The organism is Stenotrophomonas sp. PA-6-5C (assembly GCF_021605635.1).
Classification (GTDB): domain Bacteria; phylum Pseudomonadota; class Gammaproteobacteria; order Xanthomonadales; family Xanthomonadaceae; genus Stenotrophomonas; species Stenotrophomonas lactitubi.
Genome location: NZ_WKEE01000040.1, coordinates 1 through 19,492, shown reverse-complemented (window position 1 = coordinate 19,492; position 19,492 = coordinate 1). Strand labels below are relative to the sequence as shown.

General features: G+C 67.1%; 24 protein-coding genes. 19 read left to right on the top strand and 5 right to left on the bottom strand.

Going from position 1 to position 19,492, the window contains the following annotated elements; genetic code table 11:
- Positions 1–2: 2 nt before the first annotated feature.
- Positions 3–233 (bottom strand): BolA family protein, encoded by a 231-nt coding sequence (locus tag GIW57_RS16470; RefSeq protein ID WP_089239309.1) that lies wholly within the window; start codon positions 231–233, stop codon positions 3–5.
- 54 nt (positions 234–287) lie between these two features.
- Between GIW57_RS16470 and GIW57_RS16465 the strand changes: the two genes are divergently transcribed.
- The 17 genes from GIW57_RS16465 (at position 288) to GIW57_RS16385 (ending at position 14,208) form a co-directional block, all read left to right on the top strand.
- Positions 288–1,289, top strand: a complete 1,002-nt coding sequence (locus GIW57_RS16465; RefSeq protein ID WP_236511963.1) for a KpsF/GutQ family sugar-phosphate isomerase — start codon at positions 288–290, stop codon at positions 1,287–1,289.
- 66 nt (positions 1,290–1,355) lie between these two features.
- A complete protein-coding gene (locus GIW57_RS16460; RefSeq protein WP_100463540.1) occupies positions 1,356–1,904 on the top strand; it encodes an HAD hydrolase family protein in 549 nt (182 codons plus the stop codon).
- Positions 1,901–2,476: an LPS export ABC transporter periplasmic protein LptC gene (gene lptC / locus GIW57_RS16455; protein WP_100463536.1), complete on the top strand. Its 576-nt coding sequence runs from the start codon at positions 1,901–1,903 to the stop codon at positions 2,474–2,476. The genes GIW57_RS16460 and lptC overlap by 4 nt, the downstream gene beginning before the upstream one ends.
- A gap of 105 nt (positions 2,477–2,581) precedes the next feature.
- Positions 2,582–3,112, top strand: coding sequence for a lipopolysaccharide transport periplasmic protein LptA (gene lptA, locus GIW57_RS16450; protein ID WP_089239301.1), 531 nt, complete (start codon positions 2,582–2,584; stop codon positions 3,110–3,112).
- Entirely contained in the window at positions 3,112–3,831 is a 720-nt protein-coding gene (gene lptB / locus GIW57_RS16445) for an LPS export ABC transporter ATP-binding protein (protein WP_025874019.1), read from the top strand. Before lptA ends, lptB begins: the two co-directional genes overlap by 1 nt.
- Before the next feature lie 40 nt (positions 3,832–3,871).
- Positions 3,872–5,311: an RNA polymerase factor sigma-54 gene (locus tag GIW57_RS16440; protein ID WP_236511961.1), complete on the top strand. Its 1,440-nt coding sequence runs from the start codon at positions 3,872–3,874 to the stop codon at positions 5,309–5,311.
- Between the two features lie 58 nt (positions 5,312–5,369).
- Complete coding sequence (gene raiA, locus GIW57_RS16435) at positions 5,370–5,687, top strand: ribosome-associated translation inhibitor RaiA (protein ID WP_004147311.1); 318 nt, start codon at positions 5,370–5,372, stop codon at positions 5,685–5,687.
- A gap of 21 nt (positions 5,688–5,708) precedes the next feature.
- Positions 5,709–6,161: a PTS sugar transporter subunit IIA gene (locus tag GIW57_RS16430; RefSeq protein ID WP_032977285.1), complete on the top strand. Its 453-nt coding sequence runs from the start codon at positions 5,709–5,711 to the stop codon at positions 6,159–6,161.
- On the top strand, positions 6,158–7,108 hold the full coding sequence (gene hprK / locus GIW57_RS16425; RefSeq protein ID WP_004147299.1) for an HPr(Ser) kinase/phosphatase: 951 nt from the start codon (positions 6,158–6,160) through the stop codon (positions 7,106–7,108). The genes GIW57_RS16430 and hprK overlap by 4 nt, the downstream gene beginning before the upstream one ends.
- Positions 7,109–7,135: 27 nt before the next feature.
- Positions 7,136–8,020, top strand: a complete 885-nt coding sequence (gene rapZ, locus GIW57_RS16420; RefSeq protein WP_162292003.1) for an RNase adapter RapZ — start codon at positions 7,136–7,138, stop codon at positions 8,018–8,020.
- Between the two features lie 425 nt (positions 8,021–8,445).
- Positions 8,446–8,838, top strand: coding sequence for a PTS fructose IIA subunit family protein (locus tag GIW57_RS16415; protein ID WP_089239297.1), 393 nt, complete (start codon positions 8,446–8,448; stop codon positions 8,836–8,838).
- Entirely contained in the window at positions 8,831–9,100 is a 270-nt protein-coding gene (locus GIW57_RS16410) for an HPr family phosphocarrier protein (RefSeq protein ID WP_025874024.1), read from the top strand. The genes GIW57_RS16415 and GIW57_RS16410 overlap by 8 nt, the downstream gene beginning before the upstream one ends.
- A gap of 2 nt (positions 9,101–9,102) precedes the next feature.
- A complete protein-coding gene (ptsP, locus tag GIW57_RS16405; protein WP_236511959.1) occupies positions 9,103–10,872 on the top strand; it encodes a phosphoenolpyruvate--protein phosphotransferase in 1,770 nt (589 codons plus the stop codon).
- 173 nt (positions 10,873–11,045) lie between these two features.
- A complete protein-coding gene (gene mgtE, locus GIW57_RS16400; protein ID WP_025874026.1) occupies positions 11,046–12,407 on the top strand; it encodes a magnesium transporter in 1,362 nt (453 codons plus the stop codon).
- 11 nt (positions 12,408–12,418) lie between these two features.
- Positions 12,419–12,685, top strand: a complete 267-nt coding sequence (locus GIW57_RS16395; RefSeq protein WP_089239293.1) for a hypothetical protein — start codon at positions 12,419–12,421, stop codon at positions 12,683–12,685.
- Positions 12,686–12,755: 70 nt separating this feature from the next.
- Positions 12,756–13,553, top strand: a complete 798-nt coding sequence (locus GIW57_RS16390) for a prolyl oligopeptidase family serine peptidase (RefSeq protein WP_236511958.1) — start codon at positions 12,756–12,758, stop codon at positions 13,551–13,553.
- A 163-nt stretch (positions 13,554–13,716) separates the two neighbouring features.
- Positions 13,717–14,208, top strand: a complete 492-nt coding sequence (locus GIW57_RS16385) for a transposase (protein WP_100465690.1) — start codon at positions 13,717–13,719, stop codon at positions 14,206–14,208.
- Positions 14,209–14,274: 66 nt separating this feature from the next.
- Here GIW57_RS16385 and GIW57_RS16380 read toward each other — a convergent pair whose 3' ends face one another.
- The 3 genes from GIW57_RS16380 to GIW57_RS16370 are packed head-to-tail and all read right to left on the bottom strand — an operon-like array spanning position 14,275 to position 16,268.
- Positions 14,275–15,225, bottom strand: coding sequence for an aspartate carbamoyltransferase catalytic subunit (locus GIW57_RS16380; protein ID WP_100463517.1), 951 nt, complete (start codon positions 15,223–15,225; stop codon positions 14,275–14,277).
- Positions 15,226–15,241: 16 nt separating this feature from the next.
- Positions 15,242–15,709: a Holliday junction resolvase RuvX gene (gene ruvX / locus GIW57_RS16375; RefSeq protein WP_025874031.1), complete on the bottom strand. Its 468-nt coding sequence runs from the start codon at positions 15,707–15,709 to the stop codon at positions 15,242–15,244.
- Positions 15,702–16,268 (bottom strand): YqgE/AlgH family protein, encoded by a 567-nt coding sequence (locus GIW57_RS16370; RefSeq protein ID WP_165376445.1) that lies wholly within the window; start codon positions 16,266–16,268, stop codon positions 15,702–15,704. Before GIW57_RS16370 ends, ruvX begins: the two co-directional genes overlap by 8 nt.
- Positions 16,269–16,349: 81 nt before the next feature.
- Here GIW57_RS16370 and GIW57_RS16365 point away from each other — a divergent pair, with 81 nt between their 5' ends.
- The gene (locus GIW57_RS16365) at positions 16,350–18,161 is read left to right on the top strand and encodes a DUF4153 domain-containing protein (protein ID WP_236511956.1); all 1,812 of its coding nucleotides are present in this window, start codon (positions 16,350–16,352) and stop codon (positions 18,159–18,161) included.
- Positions 18,158–18,703 (top strand): DNA-3-methyladenine glycosylase I, encoded by a 546-nt coding sequence (locus tag GIW57_RS16360; protein ID WP_100463504.1) that lies wholly within the window; start codon positions 18,158–18,160, stop codon positions 18,701–18,703. Before GIW57_RS16365 ends, GIW57_RS16360 begins: the two co-directional genes overlap by 4 nt.
- 33 nt (positions 18,704–18,736) lie before the next feature.
- On the opposite strand, the gene GIW57_RS16355 is transcribed toward GIW57_RS16360, so the two are convergent.
- A complete protein-coding gene (locus GIW57_RS16355) occupies positions 18,737–19,444 on the bottom strand; it encodes a YitT family protein (protein WP_099819252.1) in 708 nt (235 codons plus the stop codon).
- Between the last annotated feature and the right edge of the window lie 48 nt (positions 19,445–19,492).

Genomic DNA, 19,492 nt, shown 5'->3' with positions numbered 1-19,492 from the left:
GTTCAGCCGGCTTCGGCCGGGGTCACGGTTTTCAATGCGAGCGCGTGGATCGCGCCGCCCATCAGGTCGCCCAGAGTGGCATACACCATCCGGTGGCGGGCCAGCGGCATCTTGCCGGCAAAGGCCTCGCTGACCACGGTCGCTTCGAAATGCACGCCATCGTCACCCTGCACGTCGGCGCGGGCGCCGGGCAGGCCGGTTTCGATCAGATTGCGGATGGTGTCGGCGTCCAACGGGCTTTCCTAATAAAATGTGCGTCCATTCTACTTCCGCTGCGTGGCGTCCGCATGGCCGAATCCCTGTTGCCCCCCCGTTCCGCCGACCCTGCCGCCCTGGTTGCCAGTGGCCGGCGCGTGTTCGAGATCGAACGGCAGGCGCTGGACGCCGTGGCCGACCGCCTCGGCGACGCCTTCCAGCAGGCCTGCCGGGCGATCCTGGGCAGCCGCGGCCGGGTGGTCGCCACCGGCATGGGCAAGTCCGGCCATGTCGCGCGCAAGATCGCCGCCACCCTGGCCTCCACCGGCACCCCGGCGTTCTACGTGCATCCGGGCGAGGCCGGCCACGGCGACCTCGGCATGATCACCGAGGACGACGTGGTGCTGGCCCTGTCCTATTCGGGTGAATCGGACGAGCTGCTGATGCTGCTGCCGGTGCTCAAGCGCCAGGGCAATGTGCTGATCGCCATGACCGGCCGCCCGCAGTCGAGCCTGGCCAGCGCCGCCGATTTCCACCTGGATGTGAGCGTGCCGGCCGAAGCCTGCCCGCTGGCGCTGGCGCCCACCTCCAGCACCACCGCCTCGCTGGCGATGGGCGATGCCCTCGCGGTGGCCCTGCTGGACGCGCGCGGCTTCACCGCCGACGATTTCGCCCGCTCGCACCCGGCCGGCAGCCTCGGCCGCCGCCTGCTGCTGCACATCACCGACGTCATGCACACCGGTGAGGACCTGCCCAAGGTCGATGTCGGCGCCAGTCTCAGCGAAGCGCTGATGGAGATGAGCCGCAAGCGCCTGGGCATGACCGCCGTGGTCGACAACCAGGGCGTGCTCATCGGCCTGTTCACCGACGGCGACCTGCGCCGCGCGCTGGACACCGACCTGGACGTGCGCACCGCCAGGATCGCCGATGTGATGACCCGGCAACCGCGCACCATCAGCGCCGACAAGCTGGCGGTGGAGGCTGCCCGGCTGATGGAAACCCACAAGATCACCGGCCTGATCGTGGTCGACAGCCAGGGCCGCGCGGTTGGCGCCCTGAACATTCATGACCTGTTGCGGGCCCGGGTGGTTTAACCGACAGTCCGTAGACCCCATTCAGTCTGTACCAACGAGCCCGCAACCACCGAGTCCGATGCCCTGATGCCCTGGTCCCCCCTGCCCGCCTTCCCCGCCCACCTGCATGCCGTTGCGGCCAATATCCGCCTGGCCTGCTTCGACGTGGACGGCACCCTCACCGACGGTCGGCTGTACTACGACAAGGATGGCAACGAGAGCAAGGCGTACTTCGTGCAGGATGGCCTGGGCCTGAAACTGCTGCAGCAGCACGGTATCCACCCCGTGCTGATCACCGCGCGCAACAGCCAGTCCGCGCTCAAGCGCGGCGCCGACCTGGGCATCGACACCCAGATTGCCGTCGGCGACAAGCTGGCCAGCGTGCAGGCGCTGTGCGCGCAGCACGGCATCGGCCTGGAGCAGGTGGCCTTCATGGGTGACGACCTGCCGGACCTGGCGCCGCTGGGCGCGGTCGGCCTGGCCGTGGCCCCGGCCAATGCCCATCCGTGGATCGCCGAGCGCGTGCACTGGATCACCCGCGCCGACGGCGGCCGTGGTGCCGCGCGCGAGCTGTGCGACGTGCTGCTGGCCGCGCAGGGCCGCCTGGACGCCGTGCTGGCGAGGTTCGGCGCATGAATGCCCCCACCTTGAACTGGCGGATGATCCTCGGCGTGGGCCTGCTGCTGGCGGCCCTGCTGAGCAGCTGGGCCGCGCTGCGCAACCGTGAAAAGGCACCTGTCGTCGAAGGCCAGGACGCCGGTGTGGACTACATCCTGCACGACTTCCAGATCGTCGCCCTGGACGAACACGGCAAGGAATCGACCACCCTGCGTGCGCCCCTGCTGGAACGCCAGCGTGGCGACCAGACGCTCAGCATCACCACCCCACTGTTCGAAATGCCCGACAAGGACGGCAAGCACTGGACGCTGCGCGCCGAGACCGGTTGGCTCAGTGCCAAGGGTGACGAGATGAAGCTGCGGGGCAACGTCGCCGGCGACAGCCCGGCCGATCCCGGCGTGGTCCCGACCACCTTCCGCACCGACCACCTGGACGTGTTCCCGAAGGACAACCGCGCCCGTACCGATGCCCTGGTGACCATGACCCGGCCGGGCATGGAGCAGTCCGGCGTCGGGTTCGAGGTGGATTCGAAGAACAACACGTATCATTTCCTCAGCCAGTCCAAGGGCCGTTACACGCCCAAGCGCTGATTCCGCCGCCCGCCCGCGACGTCTTCCCGACAGGCGCGAAGCAGGCAGCCCCCACCCGCAGCCCCCGGTCCCGCCGGAGGGCCACCACCGGTAGAACGGACCCCGATGAAGATTCCCTTTGCAGCCGTGCTCGCACTCAGTCTTCTTGTCCCCGCTGTCGCCTTTGCCAAGTCGACCGACCGCAATGAAGCGATGAACATTGATTCCGGCGCGCAGTCCGGCACCCTCACCGGTGACGGCAAGACCGTGCTGTCGGGCGGCGTGATCATCACCCAGGGCACGCTGGACCTGCGTTCGTCCGAGGCCGAGATCTACCTCAAGGGCGGCGAAGCCGTGCGTGCGGTGTTCACCGGCAAGCAGGCCAAGATGAAGCAGCAGCTCGACGATGGCACCTGGATGGATGCGGTGGCCGACCGGATCGACTACGACATCACCACCGAGATCATCACCCTGACCGGCAACTACAAGGTCACCAGCGCGCGCGGCACCAATGCCGGCCAGCGCATGGTCTACAACACCCGCAGCGGTGAGATGAACTCCGGCGGCGATGGCAGCCGCGTGCGCACCGTGATTCCGCCGAAGAACAAGACGCCTGCGGCCGCCCCGGCTGCGGCGCCGGCGGGAGGCAAGAAGTAATGCTCGTCGCAACTGGCCTGCGCAAACGCTACAAGCAGCGCGAAGTCGTCAAGGACTTCGGGCTGACCCTGGACGCCGGTGAAGTAGTCGGCCTGCTGGGTCCCAACGGTGCCGGCAAGACCACCTGCTTCTACATGATCGTCGGCCTGGTCGGTGCCGATGCCGGCAGCATCGTGCTGGACGGCAAGGACATCACCGGCGATCCGATGTACACCCGCGCCAAGCAGGGTGTGGGTTACCTGCCGCAGGAGCCGTCGGTGTTCCGCAAGCTGACCGTGGCCGACAACCTGCGCCTGGTGCTGGAACTGCGTGAGGACCTGGATTCGGCTGGCCGCGAGCGTGAACTGAACAGCCTGCTCGACGAACTGCAGCTGGGGCACGTGTCCGAACAGCTTGGTGCCAGCCTGTCCGGTGGTGAACGCCGTCGTTGCGAGATCGCGCGTGCCTTGGCCGCCAAGCCGCGGCTGATCCTGCTCGACGAACCCTTCGCCGGTGTGGACCCGATCTCGGTCGGCGAAATCCAGCGCATCGTCACCCATCTCAAGCAACGCGGCATCGGTGTGCTGATCACCGACCACAACGTGCGCGAGACCTTGGGAATCTGCGACCGCGCGTATATCCTCGCAGAGGGCACCGTACTGGCCCAGGGCTCGCCCGAGGCGATCCTGGACAACGCCGACGTACGCCGCGTCTACCTTGGGGATTCCTTCAAGCTGTAACCGCGGCCGCCGGGCCCTCTCCCTTCCGTTCGGCACAGGCATGAAGACTCGGCTGCAGACATCGTTGGGACAGCAGCTGGTGCTTACGCCCCAGCTGCAGCAGGCGATCAAGCTGCTGCAGATGTCCACGACCGAGCTGGAGCTGGAAATCGCCCAGGCGGTGGAGAGCAATCCACTGCTGGACTGGTCCGACAGCAGCGACGAAGGCGCTGGTGTCGACAAGGACGCCAGCAGCGACGAGGCGGGCGGCGACAATGACGCCCCGCCCGACAACGCTGAAAGCAGTGGCGACGACTGGGCGCCCGCTGAGCTGGACTGGAGCAGTGGCGGCAGCGGCGGTAGTTTCGATGATGACGACGACAACGGCAGTGCTGCCGAACGCGTCGCCGAAACCGAAACCCTGGCCGACCACCTGCTGTGGCAGCTGCACCTGACCCACCTGTCCAACCGCGACCGCAGCATCGGTGCGGCACTGATCGATTCGCTGGAAGACGATGGCTATCTGCGCGAGCCGCTCGCGGCCATCGCCGAAGCGCTGCTGCCGGCGATCCATGCCGGTGAAGACGAAATCCTGACCGTGCTGCACCAGATCCAGCGCTTCGACCCTGTTGGTGTGGCCGCACGCAGCCTCGGCGAATGCCTGCAACTGCAGCTGGACGTGCTGCCTGTCGACACCCCGTGCCTGGCCCTGGCCCGGCAGGTCGCCGCCGGTCCACTGGAACAGCTGCCGCGCAGCGGCGTGACCGGCCTGGCCCAGCAGCTGAAGCAGCCGTTGGCCGAGGTCGAGACCGCCGTGGCCCTGCTGCGCTCGCTGGACCCTCGCCCCGGCACCCAGATCGCTCCGCTCGCCCAGGACACCTACGTGGTGCCGGACGTGGTCGTGTGGCGGCAGAACGGCATCTGGCGCGCCGCGCTGGCCGCCCATGCCGGCCCCAAGCTGGTGATCCACCGCGGATACGAGCAGATGATCCGTCGCTGCGGTGACGCCGATGCCGGTTATCTGCGCGGCCAGCTGCAGGAAGCGCGCTGGCTGCTGAAGGGCCTGCAGGCGCGTGGCGAGACGCTGCTGCGGGTGGTGCGCAGCCTGATCCAGCAGCAGGCGGGCTTCCTTGAATTCGGCGAACAGGCACTGCGCCCGCTGACCCTGCGCGAGATCGCCGGCGAACTGGGCCTGCACGAATCCACCGTGTCGCGCGCGATCGCCCGCAAGCATGTGCGTACGCCACGCGGCACCCTGCCGCTGCGCGCCTTCTTCGCCTCGGGCATCGACACCGACGGTGGTGGCGAAGCGTCCAGCACCGCCATCCAGGCCATGATCCGGCGCCTGATCGATGACGAGAACCCACGCAAGCCGCTTTCTGACGCCAAGCTGGCTGACCTGCTCAAAACATCGGGAATCCCAGTAGCGCGGCGCACCGTGGCGAAGTATCGTGAGGCCATGAACATCTCCGCCTCGCACGAAAGAGTCAGAATCGTTTGACGCGCCGCCGCGCCCGGCGGAGAGGTTCATTGGCACATCCGATCAAAGGAGAAACCCGATGCGCATCGAAACGTTTGGCAAAGATGTCGAAGTCACCCCGGCCCTGCAGTCCTATGTAGAGGAGAAGCTGGCCCGGATCGGCAAACACTTCGACCAGCACTGCGAAGCGCGGGTGACCCTCAAGCTGCAGAAGACCGAGCACCACGTCGATGCCAGCCTCAATATTCCGGGTCAGACCCTGCACGCTGAAGCCAATGCGCAGACCATGTACGCCGCGATCGACCTGCTGGCGGACAAGCTTGACCGCCTGGTGATCAAGCACAAGGAGAAAAAACAGCAGCACGCACCGCTGCCGGTGGGCGACAATGGTGGCTGATCGCCACCGCTCCCCGCAGACATGCCCCTGACTGACCTCCTGGCGGCCGTGCAGACCCAGCTCTGCACGGCCACCGACCGCGACAGCGTCCTGCAGGCCGCGGCCGGATTGCTGGCCTGCCGCCAGGCCAATGCCGAACAGATCTATCTCAACCTGTGCCAGCGCGAAGCGCTGGGCAGTACCGCGATCGGCTACGGCATCGCCATCCCGCATGGTCGTGCGCCGACCCTGGATCGACCCCGAGGCGCGCTGCTGCGTCTGCAGACCCCGGTCGATTTCGGTGGCGACGAGCCGGTGGACCTGGTGTTCGCCATGGCCGTTCCCGCCCACTACACCCATCAACACCTGATGCTGCTGTCCGAGCTGGCCGAGCTGTTTTCCGCGCCCTGCATCCGCCAGGCGCTGCGCGAGGCCGGTGATGCGCGGGAGCTGCGCCAGGCCCTGGACCTGACCCCACCGGCGAGCGCCGCATGAATACCAGCATCACTGCCCGCGAACTGTTCGAACAGCAGCGTGAGCGGCTTGGCCTGCGTTGGGCAGCGGGCAAATCCGGCGAGAAGCGCGAGCTGGAGGCCGGCAATACGGTCTCGCGACGCCCTTCGCTGGCCGGCTATCTCAATGCGATCTATCCCAACAAGGTGCAGATCCTCGGTACCGAGGAACTGTCCTGGCTGGACGCGCTGGAACCACGCCAGCGCTGGGAGACCATCGAAAAGATCATGCAATCGCATCCGCTGGCGCTGGTGCTGACCCGCAACCAGCCCTGCCCGGAAGACCTGCGCGCGGCCGCCGATGAATCCGGCACGCCGCTGTGGCTGTCGCCCAAGCGCGGCCACGAACTGCTCAACCATCTGTCCTACCACCTGGCCCGCACGCTGGCGCCGCGGGTGATCCTGCACGGCGTGTTCATGGAGATCTACTCCATCGGCGTGCTGATCACCGGTGAAGCCGGATCCGGCAAGAGCGAACTGGCCCTGGAGCTGCTCAGCCGCGGTCACCGCCTGGTGGCCGACGACGCCCCCGAGTTCACCCAGATCGCCCCGGACGTGCTCGATGGCACCTGCCCGGAGCTGCTGCAGGACCTGCTGGAAGTGCGCGGCCTGGGTGTGCTCAACGTGCGCGAGATGTTTGGCGACACCGCTGTAAAGAAGAACAAGTACCTTCGGCTGATCGTCCACCTGACCAAGCCGATGACCGAGCCCACCCCCCATGGTTACGAGCGCCTGACCGGCGACTCGGGCACGCGCCATGTGCTGGACCTGGACGTGCCGCTGATCACCCTGCCGGTGATGCCCGGCCGCAACCTGGCCGTTCTGACCGAGGCGGCCACCCGCCTGCACATTCTGCGTACCAAGGGTATCGACCCGGCGGCGATGTTCATCGCCCGCCACAGCAACCTGCTGGAACGGCGAACGCCCTGACCCCCCTGCCCTTCGAAGAGTCCGTCCATGAGCACCGTCAGTCCCACCGCCCCGACCCTGATCATCGTCAGCGGCCTGTCCGGCTCGGGTAAATCCGTCGCCCTGAAGACCTTCGAGGACCAGGACTATTACTGCTCGGACAACCTGCCGATCCAGCTGCTGCCGGACTTCGTGCGCAATGTCCTGAGCCACCACAACGGTGCAGCAGCGCGCCGGCTGGCGGTGGGTATCGATGTACGCGGGCAAAGCGACCTGACCCAGTTGTCCAGCTGGCGGCAGCTGGCCACCGATGCCGGCGTGGACGCCAAGGTGCTGTTTTTCGAGGCCAACGATGAAACGGTACTCAAGCGCTATGCCGACACCCGCCGCCGGCACCCGCTGAGCCAGCTGGGCCTGTCGCTGCCGGAAGCGATCGCCCGCGAGCGCGAACTGATCGCGCCGCTGCGCCGCGAAGCCGATGCGGTGATCGATACCAGTGCGTTGAACGTGCATCAGCTGCGGCGCCGCATCATCACCGAATTCGCGATGGGCCATGCCACGCGCCTGTCGCTGCTGTTCGAATCGTTCGCCTACAAGCGCGGCGTGCCGGCCGAGGCCGACTTCGTGTTCGACGCGCGCGTGCTGCCCAACCCGCACTGGGATCCGGAACTGCGGGCGCTGAGCGGTCGCGAGCCCGGCGTGCGCGACTACCTGGAAGCGCAGCCGGATGTGCAGCGCTACCTGGCGCAGCTGATGGATTTCCTGGATACCTGGCTGCCCAAGCTGGGTGATGGCACCCGCAGCTATGTGACGGTGGCCTTCGGTTGTACCGGTGGCAAGCACCGCTCGGTGTTCCTGGCCGAACGCCTGGCGCGCCATGCACGTGAGATGGGCTGGGAAGACGTGGCGACCTATCACCGCGAACAGGATTGAGGGGTGGTCGGCCGGGCTGCGCCCGGCACCCGCAGAAACCACGGCAACGTCAACGGCAAACGCCTGCATTCCCCGGGGTGGCGGGGCAGGTCAGCAAGCGGGGGACGCTGCAAGTACGTCCATGTAAGCTCGGTCGCCGCATCCATGCGGCTCACGCCCCCGCTTCCTGACCCGCCCCGCCTTCGACAGGTTCCCGCGATCTGTCGGGACGGCGTTCTCTGCTGCTGTTGGTAGGTGTCGACCTTGGTCGACACAGTAGATCCACGCCATGCGTGGATGAATCTCTGTCGGGTATCGAAAAACGGATGGGGTCGGATCCCTTTTTCAACGAAAAAGGGCTCCGACCCGAGCAACACTGAATACGGGACACAGTGCCCCTCTCCTGCTGCTATCGCCAATTCACCTTGACCTGTTAACGTGCAGTAATGACCTGTGGCATTCTCCTCGTAACACATCCTGGGGTCGGGATCGCCCTGCTCGACGTGGCGACCCGGCTTCTGCGGCAGTTGCCGTTGAAAACCGAAGCTTTCGAAGTACCGTTCGACGCAGACCTGGATGCTCTGCTCCCGCTCGCCTCGGCCGCTCTGCGGCGGGTCGATGGGGGTGAGGGCGTGCTGATCCTGACCGACCTGTACGGCGCCAGCCCCGCCAACCTTGCCGGGCAGCTGGCACGGTTGGGGACCCCGGTTCGCCGGGTGTCGGCGCTGAGTCTGCCGATGTTGCTGCGGGTGATGAATTATCCGGAACAGGGACTGGATCAACTGCCTGCCACTGCGGCGGCGGGCACCCGTAATGGAGCGATAGTCGACGATGCTTGAACGAGAACTCACTGTGAGCAACCGCCTGGGCCTGCATGCCCGGGCCACCGCCAAGCTGGTGCAGACCCTGGCGCCGTTCCGCTGCAACGTGACCATGGCCGCCAAGGGCCGTGAGATCAACGCCAAGAGCATCATGGGCGTAATGCTGCTGGCGGCAGGGCAAGGCACGCCGGTCACCATCCGCATCAACGGCGAAGACGAAGTCGCGGCGATGGACGCGGTGGTCGACCTGTTCGAGCGCCGCTTCGACGAGGACAACTGAGCGTGCCGCGCGCGCGCGCCGGCCAAGCCCCCACCGGCCAACGGCCGGTACAGCTGCTGGCCGGGCACGGCGCCGCCCGCGGTACTGCGATGGGCCGCGCCCGCGTGCGCCTGCCGCATGCACTGGAAGTAGCCGAACAGCGCGTCACCCCTTCCCAGATTGAATCCGAGCTGGCACGCCTGCACCGCGCCGTGGACGCGGCGCGCACGGAAATGCACGAGCTGCGCCAGCGCCTGCATGGTGCGCTGAACCAGGAAGTGGGCGAATTCCTCGACCTGCATGCACTGCTGCTGGACGATCCCGAACTGCTGTTCGGCCTGGACGAACTGATCCGCAGTGGTCCCTACAGCGCCGGCTATGCATTGCGCCTGCAGCGCGACCGCTTGGCCAAAGTCTTCGATGGCATGGACGATGCCTACCTGAAGAGCCGCATGGACGATCTCGATCATGTGATCGGGCGCATCCATGCCTTCCTGCAGCCCGAGCGCCCGGCAGCGGTAAAGGGCCTGGCCGGTGAAATCCTGGTCTGCGACAACATCGCCCCTTCCGAGCTGGCCCAGCTGCAGTCGCACGGTGTGGTCGGCATCGTCACCACTGCTGGCAGCGCGCTTTCGCACAGTGCGATCCTCGCCCGCAGCCTGCACCTGCCGTTGATCGTCAACGTGCCGCAGCTGCTGAGCAAGGTGATCGACGGCGACGTGCTGATCATCGATGGCGCCGACGGCAGCATCACCGTCAACCCGCAGGCCGACAACCTGCGTGACTACCGCGCACGCCTGAAGGAGCACGCGCGCGAGCAGCGCGAGCTCGGCCGCCTGCGCAGCAAGCCCAGCCGTACCCGCGACCAGGTCGACATCGCCCTGCTGGCCAATGCCGAATCGCTGGAGGATGTGACCCAGGCGCATGCGCTGGGCGCCCACGGCCTGGGCCTGTATCGCACCGAATTCCTGTTCCTGCAGCGCAACGAACTGCCGGACGAAGAAGAGCAGTTCCAGACCTACCGCGATGCGGCACTGGGCATGAGTGGCCGCCCGGTGACCATCCGTACCCTCGACCTGGGTGCGGACAAGGCCGACCGCACCGGCCTGACCCTGAGCAACGAGGAAAACCCGGCGTTGGGCCTGCGCGGCGTGCGCCTGTCACTGGCCCGACCCAAGGTGGCCGACACCCAGATGCGCGCGATCCTGCGTGCCTCGGCCTACGGCAAGCTGCGCGTGCTGGTGCCCATGGTCAGCACCCGCGACGAACTGCTGGCGGTACGCCGGCGCATGCTCAAGCTGACCGAGCAGCTGCGCGTCGAGGGCCACATGGTGGCCGAGCATGTGCCACTGGGCGCGATGATCGAAGTGCCCGCCGCCGCGCTGGCGCTGGAGAGTTTCATCGACCTGGTAGACTTCCTGTCGATCGGCACCAACGATCTGGTGCAGTACCTGCTGGCCGCCGACCGCAACAACGAAGCACTGGGCGAACTGTATTCGCCGCTGCACCCGGCCGTGCTGCGCCTGCTGCAGATGGTGATCGAAACCGGCGCGCGTCATCGTATTCCGGTGGCGGTCTGCGGCGAAATCGCGGGCGACGCACGGATGACCCCGCTGCTGCTGGCGCTGGGGCTGACCGAGTTCAGCCTGCACCCGGGCACCTTGCTGGAAGTTCGCCGGGCTGTCCGTGATGCCGACCTGGGTGCCCTGCGCGCCCGCGCACCGAAGCTGCTGGGCATGCGTGACCGCCGCGGCATCGAGCGCTGGCTGGCGTTGGTGGCGGACGCGTCCTGATTCCCGCGCTACGCGCTCGCCGGGCACGGCCCGGCGGAATGTGTGGACCCCGCAGGCCGCCATGCCCGGCGGCTATGCGCTGAAACATCCCCTTGCGATAATGACGCGCTGAACACCCCTGTTGCCGCATCCTTGCAAGGATCGCGGCTTTTCTTATCCCCGCGGGAGCTGCGATGGCTGAGGCTGTACGCCACGACAAGACTGCGCGCCAGTTGCGGATGCTGTCCGATGCACTGGACAGCGGTCGGCTGGGCCCGGTACGCCGTCTGGTCAATACCCTGGCGCCGGCCGAGATCGGCAACCTGCTCGAATCGCTGCCTCCGGGCAAGCGCGAGATCGTCTGGGGCCTGGTCGATCCGGAGGACGACGGCGAGGTGCTGGTCCACGTCGGCGACGACGTGCGCGAGAGCCTGCTCGCGGACATGGACCCGGACGAGATCATCGCCGCGGTCGAAGACCTGGACATCGACGATCTGGCCGATCTGGTCGAAGACCTGCCGGACACGGTCATCGACGAAGTCCTCAAGTCGATGGACCGCGAGAACCGCGAGCGCCTGGAGCAGGTGCTGTCCTACCCCGAGGACAGCGCCGGCCGCCTGATGAACCCGGACGTGGTGACGGTGCGCGCCGACGTCAACGTCGATGTGGTGCTGCGCTACCTGCGCCTGCGCGGCGAGCTGCCCGACCACACCGATCACCTGTTCGTGGTCAGCCGCCGTCATCAGTACCTGGGCCGCGTGTCGCTGGCCTCGCTGGTGACCCATGAAGACACCACGCCGATCAACCGCCTGATCGACGATGAGCAGCCCGCCATCGATGTCGGCGAAAGCGACCAGGAAGTGGCGCGGCAGTTCTCCGACCATGACTGGATCTCCGCGCCGGTGGTGGATGACAACAACATCCTGATCGGCCGCATCACCATCGATGACGTGGTCGACATCATCCGTGGCCAGGCCGAGCACCAGGCGCTGGGCGCCGCCGGCCTGGATGAGGACGAGGATCTGTTCAGCCCGGTCTGGCGCGCGATGCGACGCCGCCTGATGTGGCTGTCGGTGAACCTGTGTACGGCCTTCCTGGCCTCCAGCGTGGTCGGCCACTTCGAAGGCACCATCGACAAGCTGGTCGCACTGGCCGTGCTGATGCCGATCGTCGCCGGGCTCGGCGGCAATGCGGGCACCCAGGTGCTGGCACTGATGGTGCGCGGCCTGGCGTTGGGCCAGGTCGGCAGTTCCAACGCACGCACGCTGCTGTGGAAGGAAGTGCGGGTCGCCCTGCTCAATGGCGTGGTGCTCGGCTCGGTGCTGGGCCTGATCGTGCTCGCCTGGTTCCACTCGCCCGGACTCTCGGCGGTGATCGCCATCGCGCTGACCTGCAACCTGTTGTTCGCGGCACTGGCCGGCGTGCTGGTGCCCCTGGGCCTGAAGCGCTTCGGCTTCGATCCGGCGCTGGCCAGCGGCATCTTCCTGACCGCAGTGACCGACTCGATGGGCTTCTTCACCTTCCTCGGCCTGGCCACCATGGTCCTGCTGCACTGACTGGAACTGCCATGGCAACGACGATCGAAAACTACTTTGCACCGGGTTGGCGCGACCAGCCTCACACCTGCGCGGCCTGCGAGTGGAAAGGCAGTTCACGGGCAATGGTGATGGAGCTGGACGAGGACGCCACCGAGTACGTGTGCCCGGTCTGCGAGAACCCGTTGCTGGTGGTGCTGCATCCGGACATGGCGCAGGTGCAGGCCGCAGCCGCAGGCGGCAATGCCGAAGCACAGGAGCAGCTGCAGATCATCGCCAGCTTCCCGCGCCCGCAGTGATGCGGCGCACGATGCCGGGCCGACCGCAGCGCACTACCATCGAAGCGACCTCGCCCTCTTGGGAATCGCCATGCTTCGATCGTTCTCGCGCTGGCTGCCGCTGCTGGCCCTGCTGATCATGACCGGGTGCGCCAGTACGCCGCCCGGTGCGCGCGGCCACTTCGAGGCACGTGCAGTGAAGGTGGACGGCGAAACCGCCTACTACCAGGTGTTCATTCCAGCCGCTGCCGCGCGCGCGGCAGGGCCGCTGCCGGTGGTGCTGTTCCTGCACGGCTCCGGCGAGCGCGGCGGCGATGGCGTGAAGCAGACCAACGCCGGCCTGGGTCCTTACCTGCGCCGTCACGCCGCCGACTTCCCGGCACTGGCGGTGTTTCCGCAGGTACCCGGCCGAGAAGAATGGAGCGGCCGCAACAACCGTGTGGCGATCGCCGCACTGGACGCCACGATTGCAGAATTCGGCGCCGACCCGGCACGGCAGTACCTGACCGGGATGTCGATGGGCGGCTACGGCAGCTGGAACATCGCCCTGGACGACCCGCAGCGCTTTGCCGCGATCGTGCCGGTCTGCGGTGCGGTTCTGGCGCCGCGTGCGGTTCGTCCTACCCTGTTCGTTGAGCAGGTGGCGAACGAAGCGGATCCCTATGCAGTGATCGCGCAACGGTTGCAGCGCACCCCGATCTGGATCTTCCACGGCGCGCTGGATGATGTGGTGCCGCCGGATGACGACCGCCGGCTGCATGCCGCCTTCCAGACCGCCGGCGCGCGTGATGTGCGCTATACCGAGTACGCGGAAGGCAACCACAATGCCTGGGACGCGACCTACGCCGACGCGGCGATGTGGGCGTGGCTGTTCAAGCAGAAGCGCTGAGCGCCTGTTCTGGTAGATGCCAACCTTGGTTGGCACTGCTCTGGTAGATGCCAACCTTGGTTGGCACTGCTCTGGTAGATGCCAACCTTGGTTGGCACTGGCCTACCCAAGATCAAGCCATTCCCCGATGTTCGTCGCAGGCATGTCCGCCCAAGCTTGCGCCATGCAAAACGTCCGTCTCCTGCTCGGCCGTCGCTCCAACGTCGGCCTCAGCTACCTCCTCACTACCGTCGTGGATCGCCGCGCGCCCCTGTTCGCCAACGACGCTGCCGCAGCCCAGGCAATCCAGGAATTCCAGAGGCTCGATCAGGAAGGCTTCACCCGCTCGATCGCCTACGTGGTCATGCCCGATCACATTCACTGGCTGGTCGAATTGCGTGCGGGAACCCTGGAAACCGTCATGAAGCGCTTCAAATCGCGCACGGCGCAGCAGGCAAACCGGTTATTGGGAAGGGTCGGGCGTTTCTGGCAGGCCTGCTACCACGATCATGCGATCCGCTCGGACGAATCGTTGTACCGGCATGCGCTGTACCTGATGGGAAATCCGATCAGGGCGGGTCTGGCGACGCAGTTGGGGCAGTATCGGCACGCATGGTGCGAGTGGGAGCTTGAGGCCTTGGGTGATCGGCCGGAGGTATTCAGCACGGACGGATAGGGCCAACCAAGGTTGGCATCTACCAGAGCGGGGTCAGTGCCAACCAAGGTTGGCGCCCACCGGCAATCAACCCAACAGGGTTTCCAGCACGGCCATGCGTACGGCGACGCCGTTGGCGACCTGGCGCAGCACCCACGACTGCGGGCCGTCGGCCACGTCGTCAGTCACTTCCACGCCGCGGTTGATCGGGCCCGGGTGCAGCACGGCTGCGTCCTTGCCGGCGCGGGCCAGGCGTGCGGTGTTCAGCCCATACTGCGCGTGATACTGCTCCAGCGACGGCACCAGCCCTTCTTCCATGCGCTCGCGCTGCAGGCGCAGCATCATCAGCGCGTCGACGCCTTCCAGCATCGCATCGAAATCATCACCGACCACGCAGCCCTTCAGGGTGTCGTCGTCCGGCAGCAGCGACTGCGGGCCACACACGCGGATCTCGCCCACGCCCAGCGTACGCAGCGCATGCAGGTCGGTGCGGGCCACGCGCGAGTGCTTGACGTCGCCGACGATCACCACCTTCATCTTCGAGAAGTCCGGGCCCTTGGCCTGGCGCAGGGTCAGCATGTCCAGCAGGCCTTGGGTCGGGTGCGAGCTGCGGCCGTCGCCGGCATTGATCAGCGCGGTGCCCTCGCCCGCCACGGCGGCCAGCGCGGCCACGGCGCCGTCATCCGGGTGGCGTACGACGAAACCACGCACGCCCATCGCTTCCAGGTTCTTCAGCGTGTCGCAGGCGGTTTCGCCCTTGCGCGTTGACGAAGTGGAGGCGTCGAAGTTCAGCACGTCCGCCCCCAGCCGCTGCGCCGCCAGATGGAACGAACTGCGGGTACGGGTGGAGGGTTCGAAGAACAAGGTGCACACCGCCGATCCGCCCAGCACGTGGCGCTTGTTGCCGACACGGCCGACCGCGGCATCGCGGATCTGGCCGGCGCGGTCGAGCAGTTGCACCAGGGTGTCGCGGGGAAGACCTTCAAGCGTCAACAGGTGGCGCAGGCGGCCGGAGTCATCGAGTTGCTGAGCGGTCATGGCGGGGTTCGTATCGTCAGGGAATGGGAATGGCGTCGTCCGGCGACGACAACCAGCGGTCGATGATCACCGCCGCGGCCACGGCATCGAGGGCGGCCGCGTCGCGGCGGCGCTTGCGCCCTTCGGCGCGCTCGACGGCGAAGCGGCGGGCAGCCTCGACCGAGCTGGAACGCTCGTCGATCATCACCACCGGCAGTTTGAAACGCTCCCGCAGCTGGCGGGCAAAGCCCTGCGCGCGCTTGCGGTTGGGCTGGTCCTGGCCGTCCAGGGTCAGCGGATCGCCGACCACCAGGCCATCGGGCTTCCATTCCTTGAGCAGGCGTTCGATCGCCGCCCAGTCGGGACCATTGCCGTGCACATCGACCACGGCCACCGCGCGCGCATGCGCGGCGAACGCACTGCCGATCGCCACGCCGATCCGGCGCGAGCCGACGTCGAAACCGAGTACGGTGCCATCGCGACGGATGAGGGCCGGCTCAGACATGGCCGCTGTAATCGGTCAGCCGGAACAGATCGACGCCAATGCGCGAGGCGGCGCCCTGCCAGCGCTGTTCCAGCGGCAGCTGGAACACCAGCTCGGCGTCGGCCGGCACGGTCAGCCAGCTGTTCTCGGACAGTTCGCTTTCCAGCTGGCCGGCACTCCAGCCCGCGCAGCCCAGGGTGACCACGGCATTGGCCGGGCCTTCGCCGCGCGCCATCGCCTCGAGGATGTCGCGCGAGGTGGTCAGGTACAGACCATCCCCCACGACCAGACTGGAATCCCACGCACGCGCATCGTCATGGATGACGAAACCACGTTCGGGATGCACCGGCCCGCCATTGAGCACCGGACGCGCCTGCAGGACGCCATCGACGGTGGCGATGTCCATCTGTGCAAGCACTTCACCCAGGGTGTACTCGGAAGGCTGGTTGACCAGCACCCCCATTGCCCCGTTCTCGTCGTGCTGGCAGATCAGCGCAACGGTGCGGGCGAAGGTGGCGTCGATCAGCGACGGCAGCGCCACGAGCAGGTGATTGGCGAGGGAAGTCGGCGTTACTGGCATGGGCGTCATTCTAACCGCTGCGGCAGGATGCGGGCGCGAAGGGATGGGCTAGGATGGCGCTCTTGCAAGGAGGTCGACCCGATGCAGCAGGACGCAACGCTGTCATGGCCCGCCCGCAGCATGATCGTGTTGATCGCATTGCTGCAGGGGCTGATGCTTTTCGCCGCCCAGGAACTGGCCGACCAATGGCCGTTCCGGGACATCGGCTGGCGCTACTGCTGGTATGCCTGGGTCCTGACCGTGCCCACCGCAGTGGCGTTGACGCTGGTCGATCTGAAGGCGTGGCGCCTGTGGCTGCACGCCGGGCTGGCCTCGCTGCTGGTGCTTGCGCTGGCCGCCTGGGCCGCCTGGAACCTGAGCGGAGAAACCGCGCTGTATGCGGCCGGGCTGCAGGTTCCGCTCTCGGTCTGCCTGGCGGTTGCCACGTTCATTGCCCTACCGTGGTGGCAGTTCCGCCTGCACGCCGGTCATTGGCGGGCCGACTACGGCGCACTGTTCGAACGTGCCTGGCAGAACGGCCTCACCCTGGTGCTGGCGGCGGTGTTCACCGGCTTGACCTGGCTGCTGCTGTGGTTGTGGGCAGCGCTGTTCCGGATGGTCAAGGTCGACTTCTTCCACGAGCTGTTCGGCAGCGATGCCTTCATCGCCCTGGCCACCGGCATGCTGGCAGGTTTCGGCGTGCTGATCGGGCGCACCCAGCATCGCGCGATGCAGATCACCCGCCAGGTGCTGTTCGCGATCTGCCGCGGCCTGCTGCCGTTGCTGTCGTTCATCGCGGTGCTGTTCGTGCTGTCGCTGCCGTTCACCGGGCTGGCGCCGTTGTGGGCCACGCGCTCGGCCGCCAGCCTGCTGCTGGTGCTGGCGGTGCTGCTGATCAGCCTGGCCAACGCGGTCTACCAGCACGACGACGGCACCCCGCCCTACCCGGCCTGGTTGCGCCGGCTGGTCGAGGCCAGCCTGCTGGCATTGCCGATCTACGCCGGCCTGGCGTTGTACGCGATGACCCTGCGGGTCAGCCAATATGGCTGGACCCTCTCGCGCTTCTGGGGCTTCGCGGTTGCGGTGCTGATCGCCGGCTATGCCATCGGCTACGCCTTCGCCGCACTGCGCCGGCAGGGGCGTTGGCTGCATCGGCTTGAGCCGGTCAACCGCTGGATGTGCTGGACCGTGCTGGCCACCGCACTGCTGGCCATCTCCCCGGTGATCGACCCGGTGCGCATCACCCTGGCCAGCCAGATGAAGCGCCTGCGCGCCGATCCGGCGTTGATGACCGCGGACGCTGCAAACCAGCTGCGTTTCGAGCTGGGCCGCCGTGGCGTGCAGGCGCTGCGCACGCTGCAGAAGGCGCCGTCGTTGGCGGCCGACACCCGCGCCTCCAGCATTATCGTGCAGGCATTGGCCCGGCAGAAACGCGAGTCGCGCTGGGACAACGACATCGACGATGGCGTGCGCGACCTGGCCGGCCTGAAGGCACGGATCGTGCTGGCCAAGGGCACCGCATCGCCAGCCGATGACTGGTGGCAGGCAGTACTGGATCGGCGCTTGAGCGCGGGCGATTGCCTGGACGCCGACAAGATCGGCGACAAGCGCTGTGTCGCCCTGCGTCGTGACCTGGACGGCGATGGCGAAGATGAAGTGCTGCTGTGCATGACCAGTCTGTACAGCGGCCCGCGCTGCCAGCTGCACGTGCGTGAACCGGCTGGCTGGAGAAAGGAAGGTGATGTTTCCTTCCAGGACGTTGACCAGCGCACTTCGGACGAGGCCCCACAGGCCCTGCGCGATGGCCGCCTGACCGTGCAGCCGCCACGCTGGCCGACGCTGCTGCTTGACGGCGCGGCGGGCCAGCTGGAGATTGATCGCAGCAAAGACCGCGCGGAGGCGGCCACACCATGAGCGGATACTGCCGCATCGCCCCGGGCCATCCGGTGCACGAGTACTACCACGCCAACGAATATGGCTTCCCGCAGCGCGATGAGCGCGAGCTGTTCGAGCGCCTGCTGCTGGAGATCAACCAGGCCGGCCTGAGCTGGGAAACCATCCTGAAGAAGCGCGAGGGATTCCGCGCGGCCTATGACGCCTTCGACGTCGATCGCGTCGCCGCCTATGCCGAGCAGGACATCGAGCGCCTGCTGTCGGACCCGGGCATCATCCGCAACCGATTGAAGGTGCTGGCGGCGATCCACAACGCGCAGGTGATCCAGCAGCTGCGCCAGAGCCACGGCAGCTTCGCCGCGTGGCTGGACGCGCACCACCCGCGCAGCAAAGCCGACTGGGTGAAGCTGTTCAAGAAAACGTTCCGCTTCACCGGCGGCGAGATCACCGGCGAGTTCCTGATGAGCCTGGGCTACCTGCCGGGCGCACATGCCGAGGACTGCCCGGTGCACGCCAAGCTGCTGAAGCTGGCGCCACCGTGGGTGCAGGCCTCCACCCCGTAGTGACGGCCGCTGGCCGGCATTGCCGGTGAGCCATCAGACGCCCATGTAGCGGCCCGGGCGGTGGTTGAACATCAGCACCAGGCTGAGCACCACCGCACCGATGGCCGAGTACATCACCTTCGACGGCGACAGCACGAAGAACGCGGCCACCATCAGGCACGCATCGAAGGACATCTGCACCTTGCCGGCGCTCCAGCCACGGGTGCGCTGCAGGTACACCGCCAGGATGCCGATGCCGCCGAGGCTGGCGCGGTGGCGGATGAAGAACAGGATGCCCAGGCCGGACAGCGCACCACCGACCAGCGCCGAGTACAACGGCGCGATATGCGAGAAGTCGGCCCAGCGCGGCAGGATGTCGGTCAGCAGGCCGCAGGCGGTGACCGCAGCGAATGTCTTCAGGGTGAATTCCCAGCCCATGCGGCGCACGGCCACCCAGTAGAACGGCAGATTGACCAGCACGAACACCAGGCCGAAGTTCCAGCCCATGGCGTAGTGCAGCAGGAAGGCCATGCCGGCCATGCCGCCGATCATCAGCCCGCCCTTGGCGAAGATGGCCAGGCCCAGCGAGGCCACCAGCATCGCCAGCACCATGCCCTGCACGTCCTCGGCGACCGAGTGGCGCAGTGCCTTCTCATCGGCGGGGGTGCCGGCAACATCGGGCGGCGGGGTCAGCGGGCCAGCGGTGACCAGGTGGCCGTCAGCGTCGTCGCACGGCGCCGGGCCATGGGATTGGAGGGACATACAGGTGGGGGCACTACGGGTGGGGAGCGGTATTAGACACGATCTGCA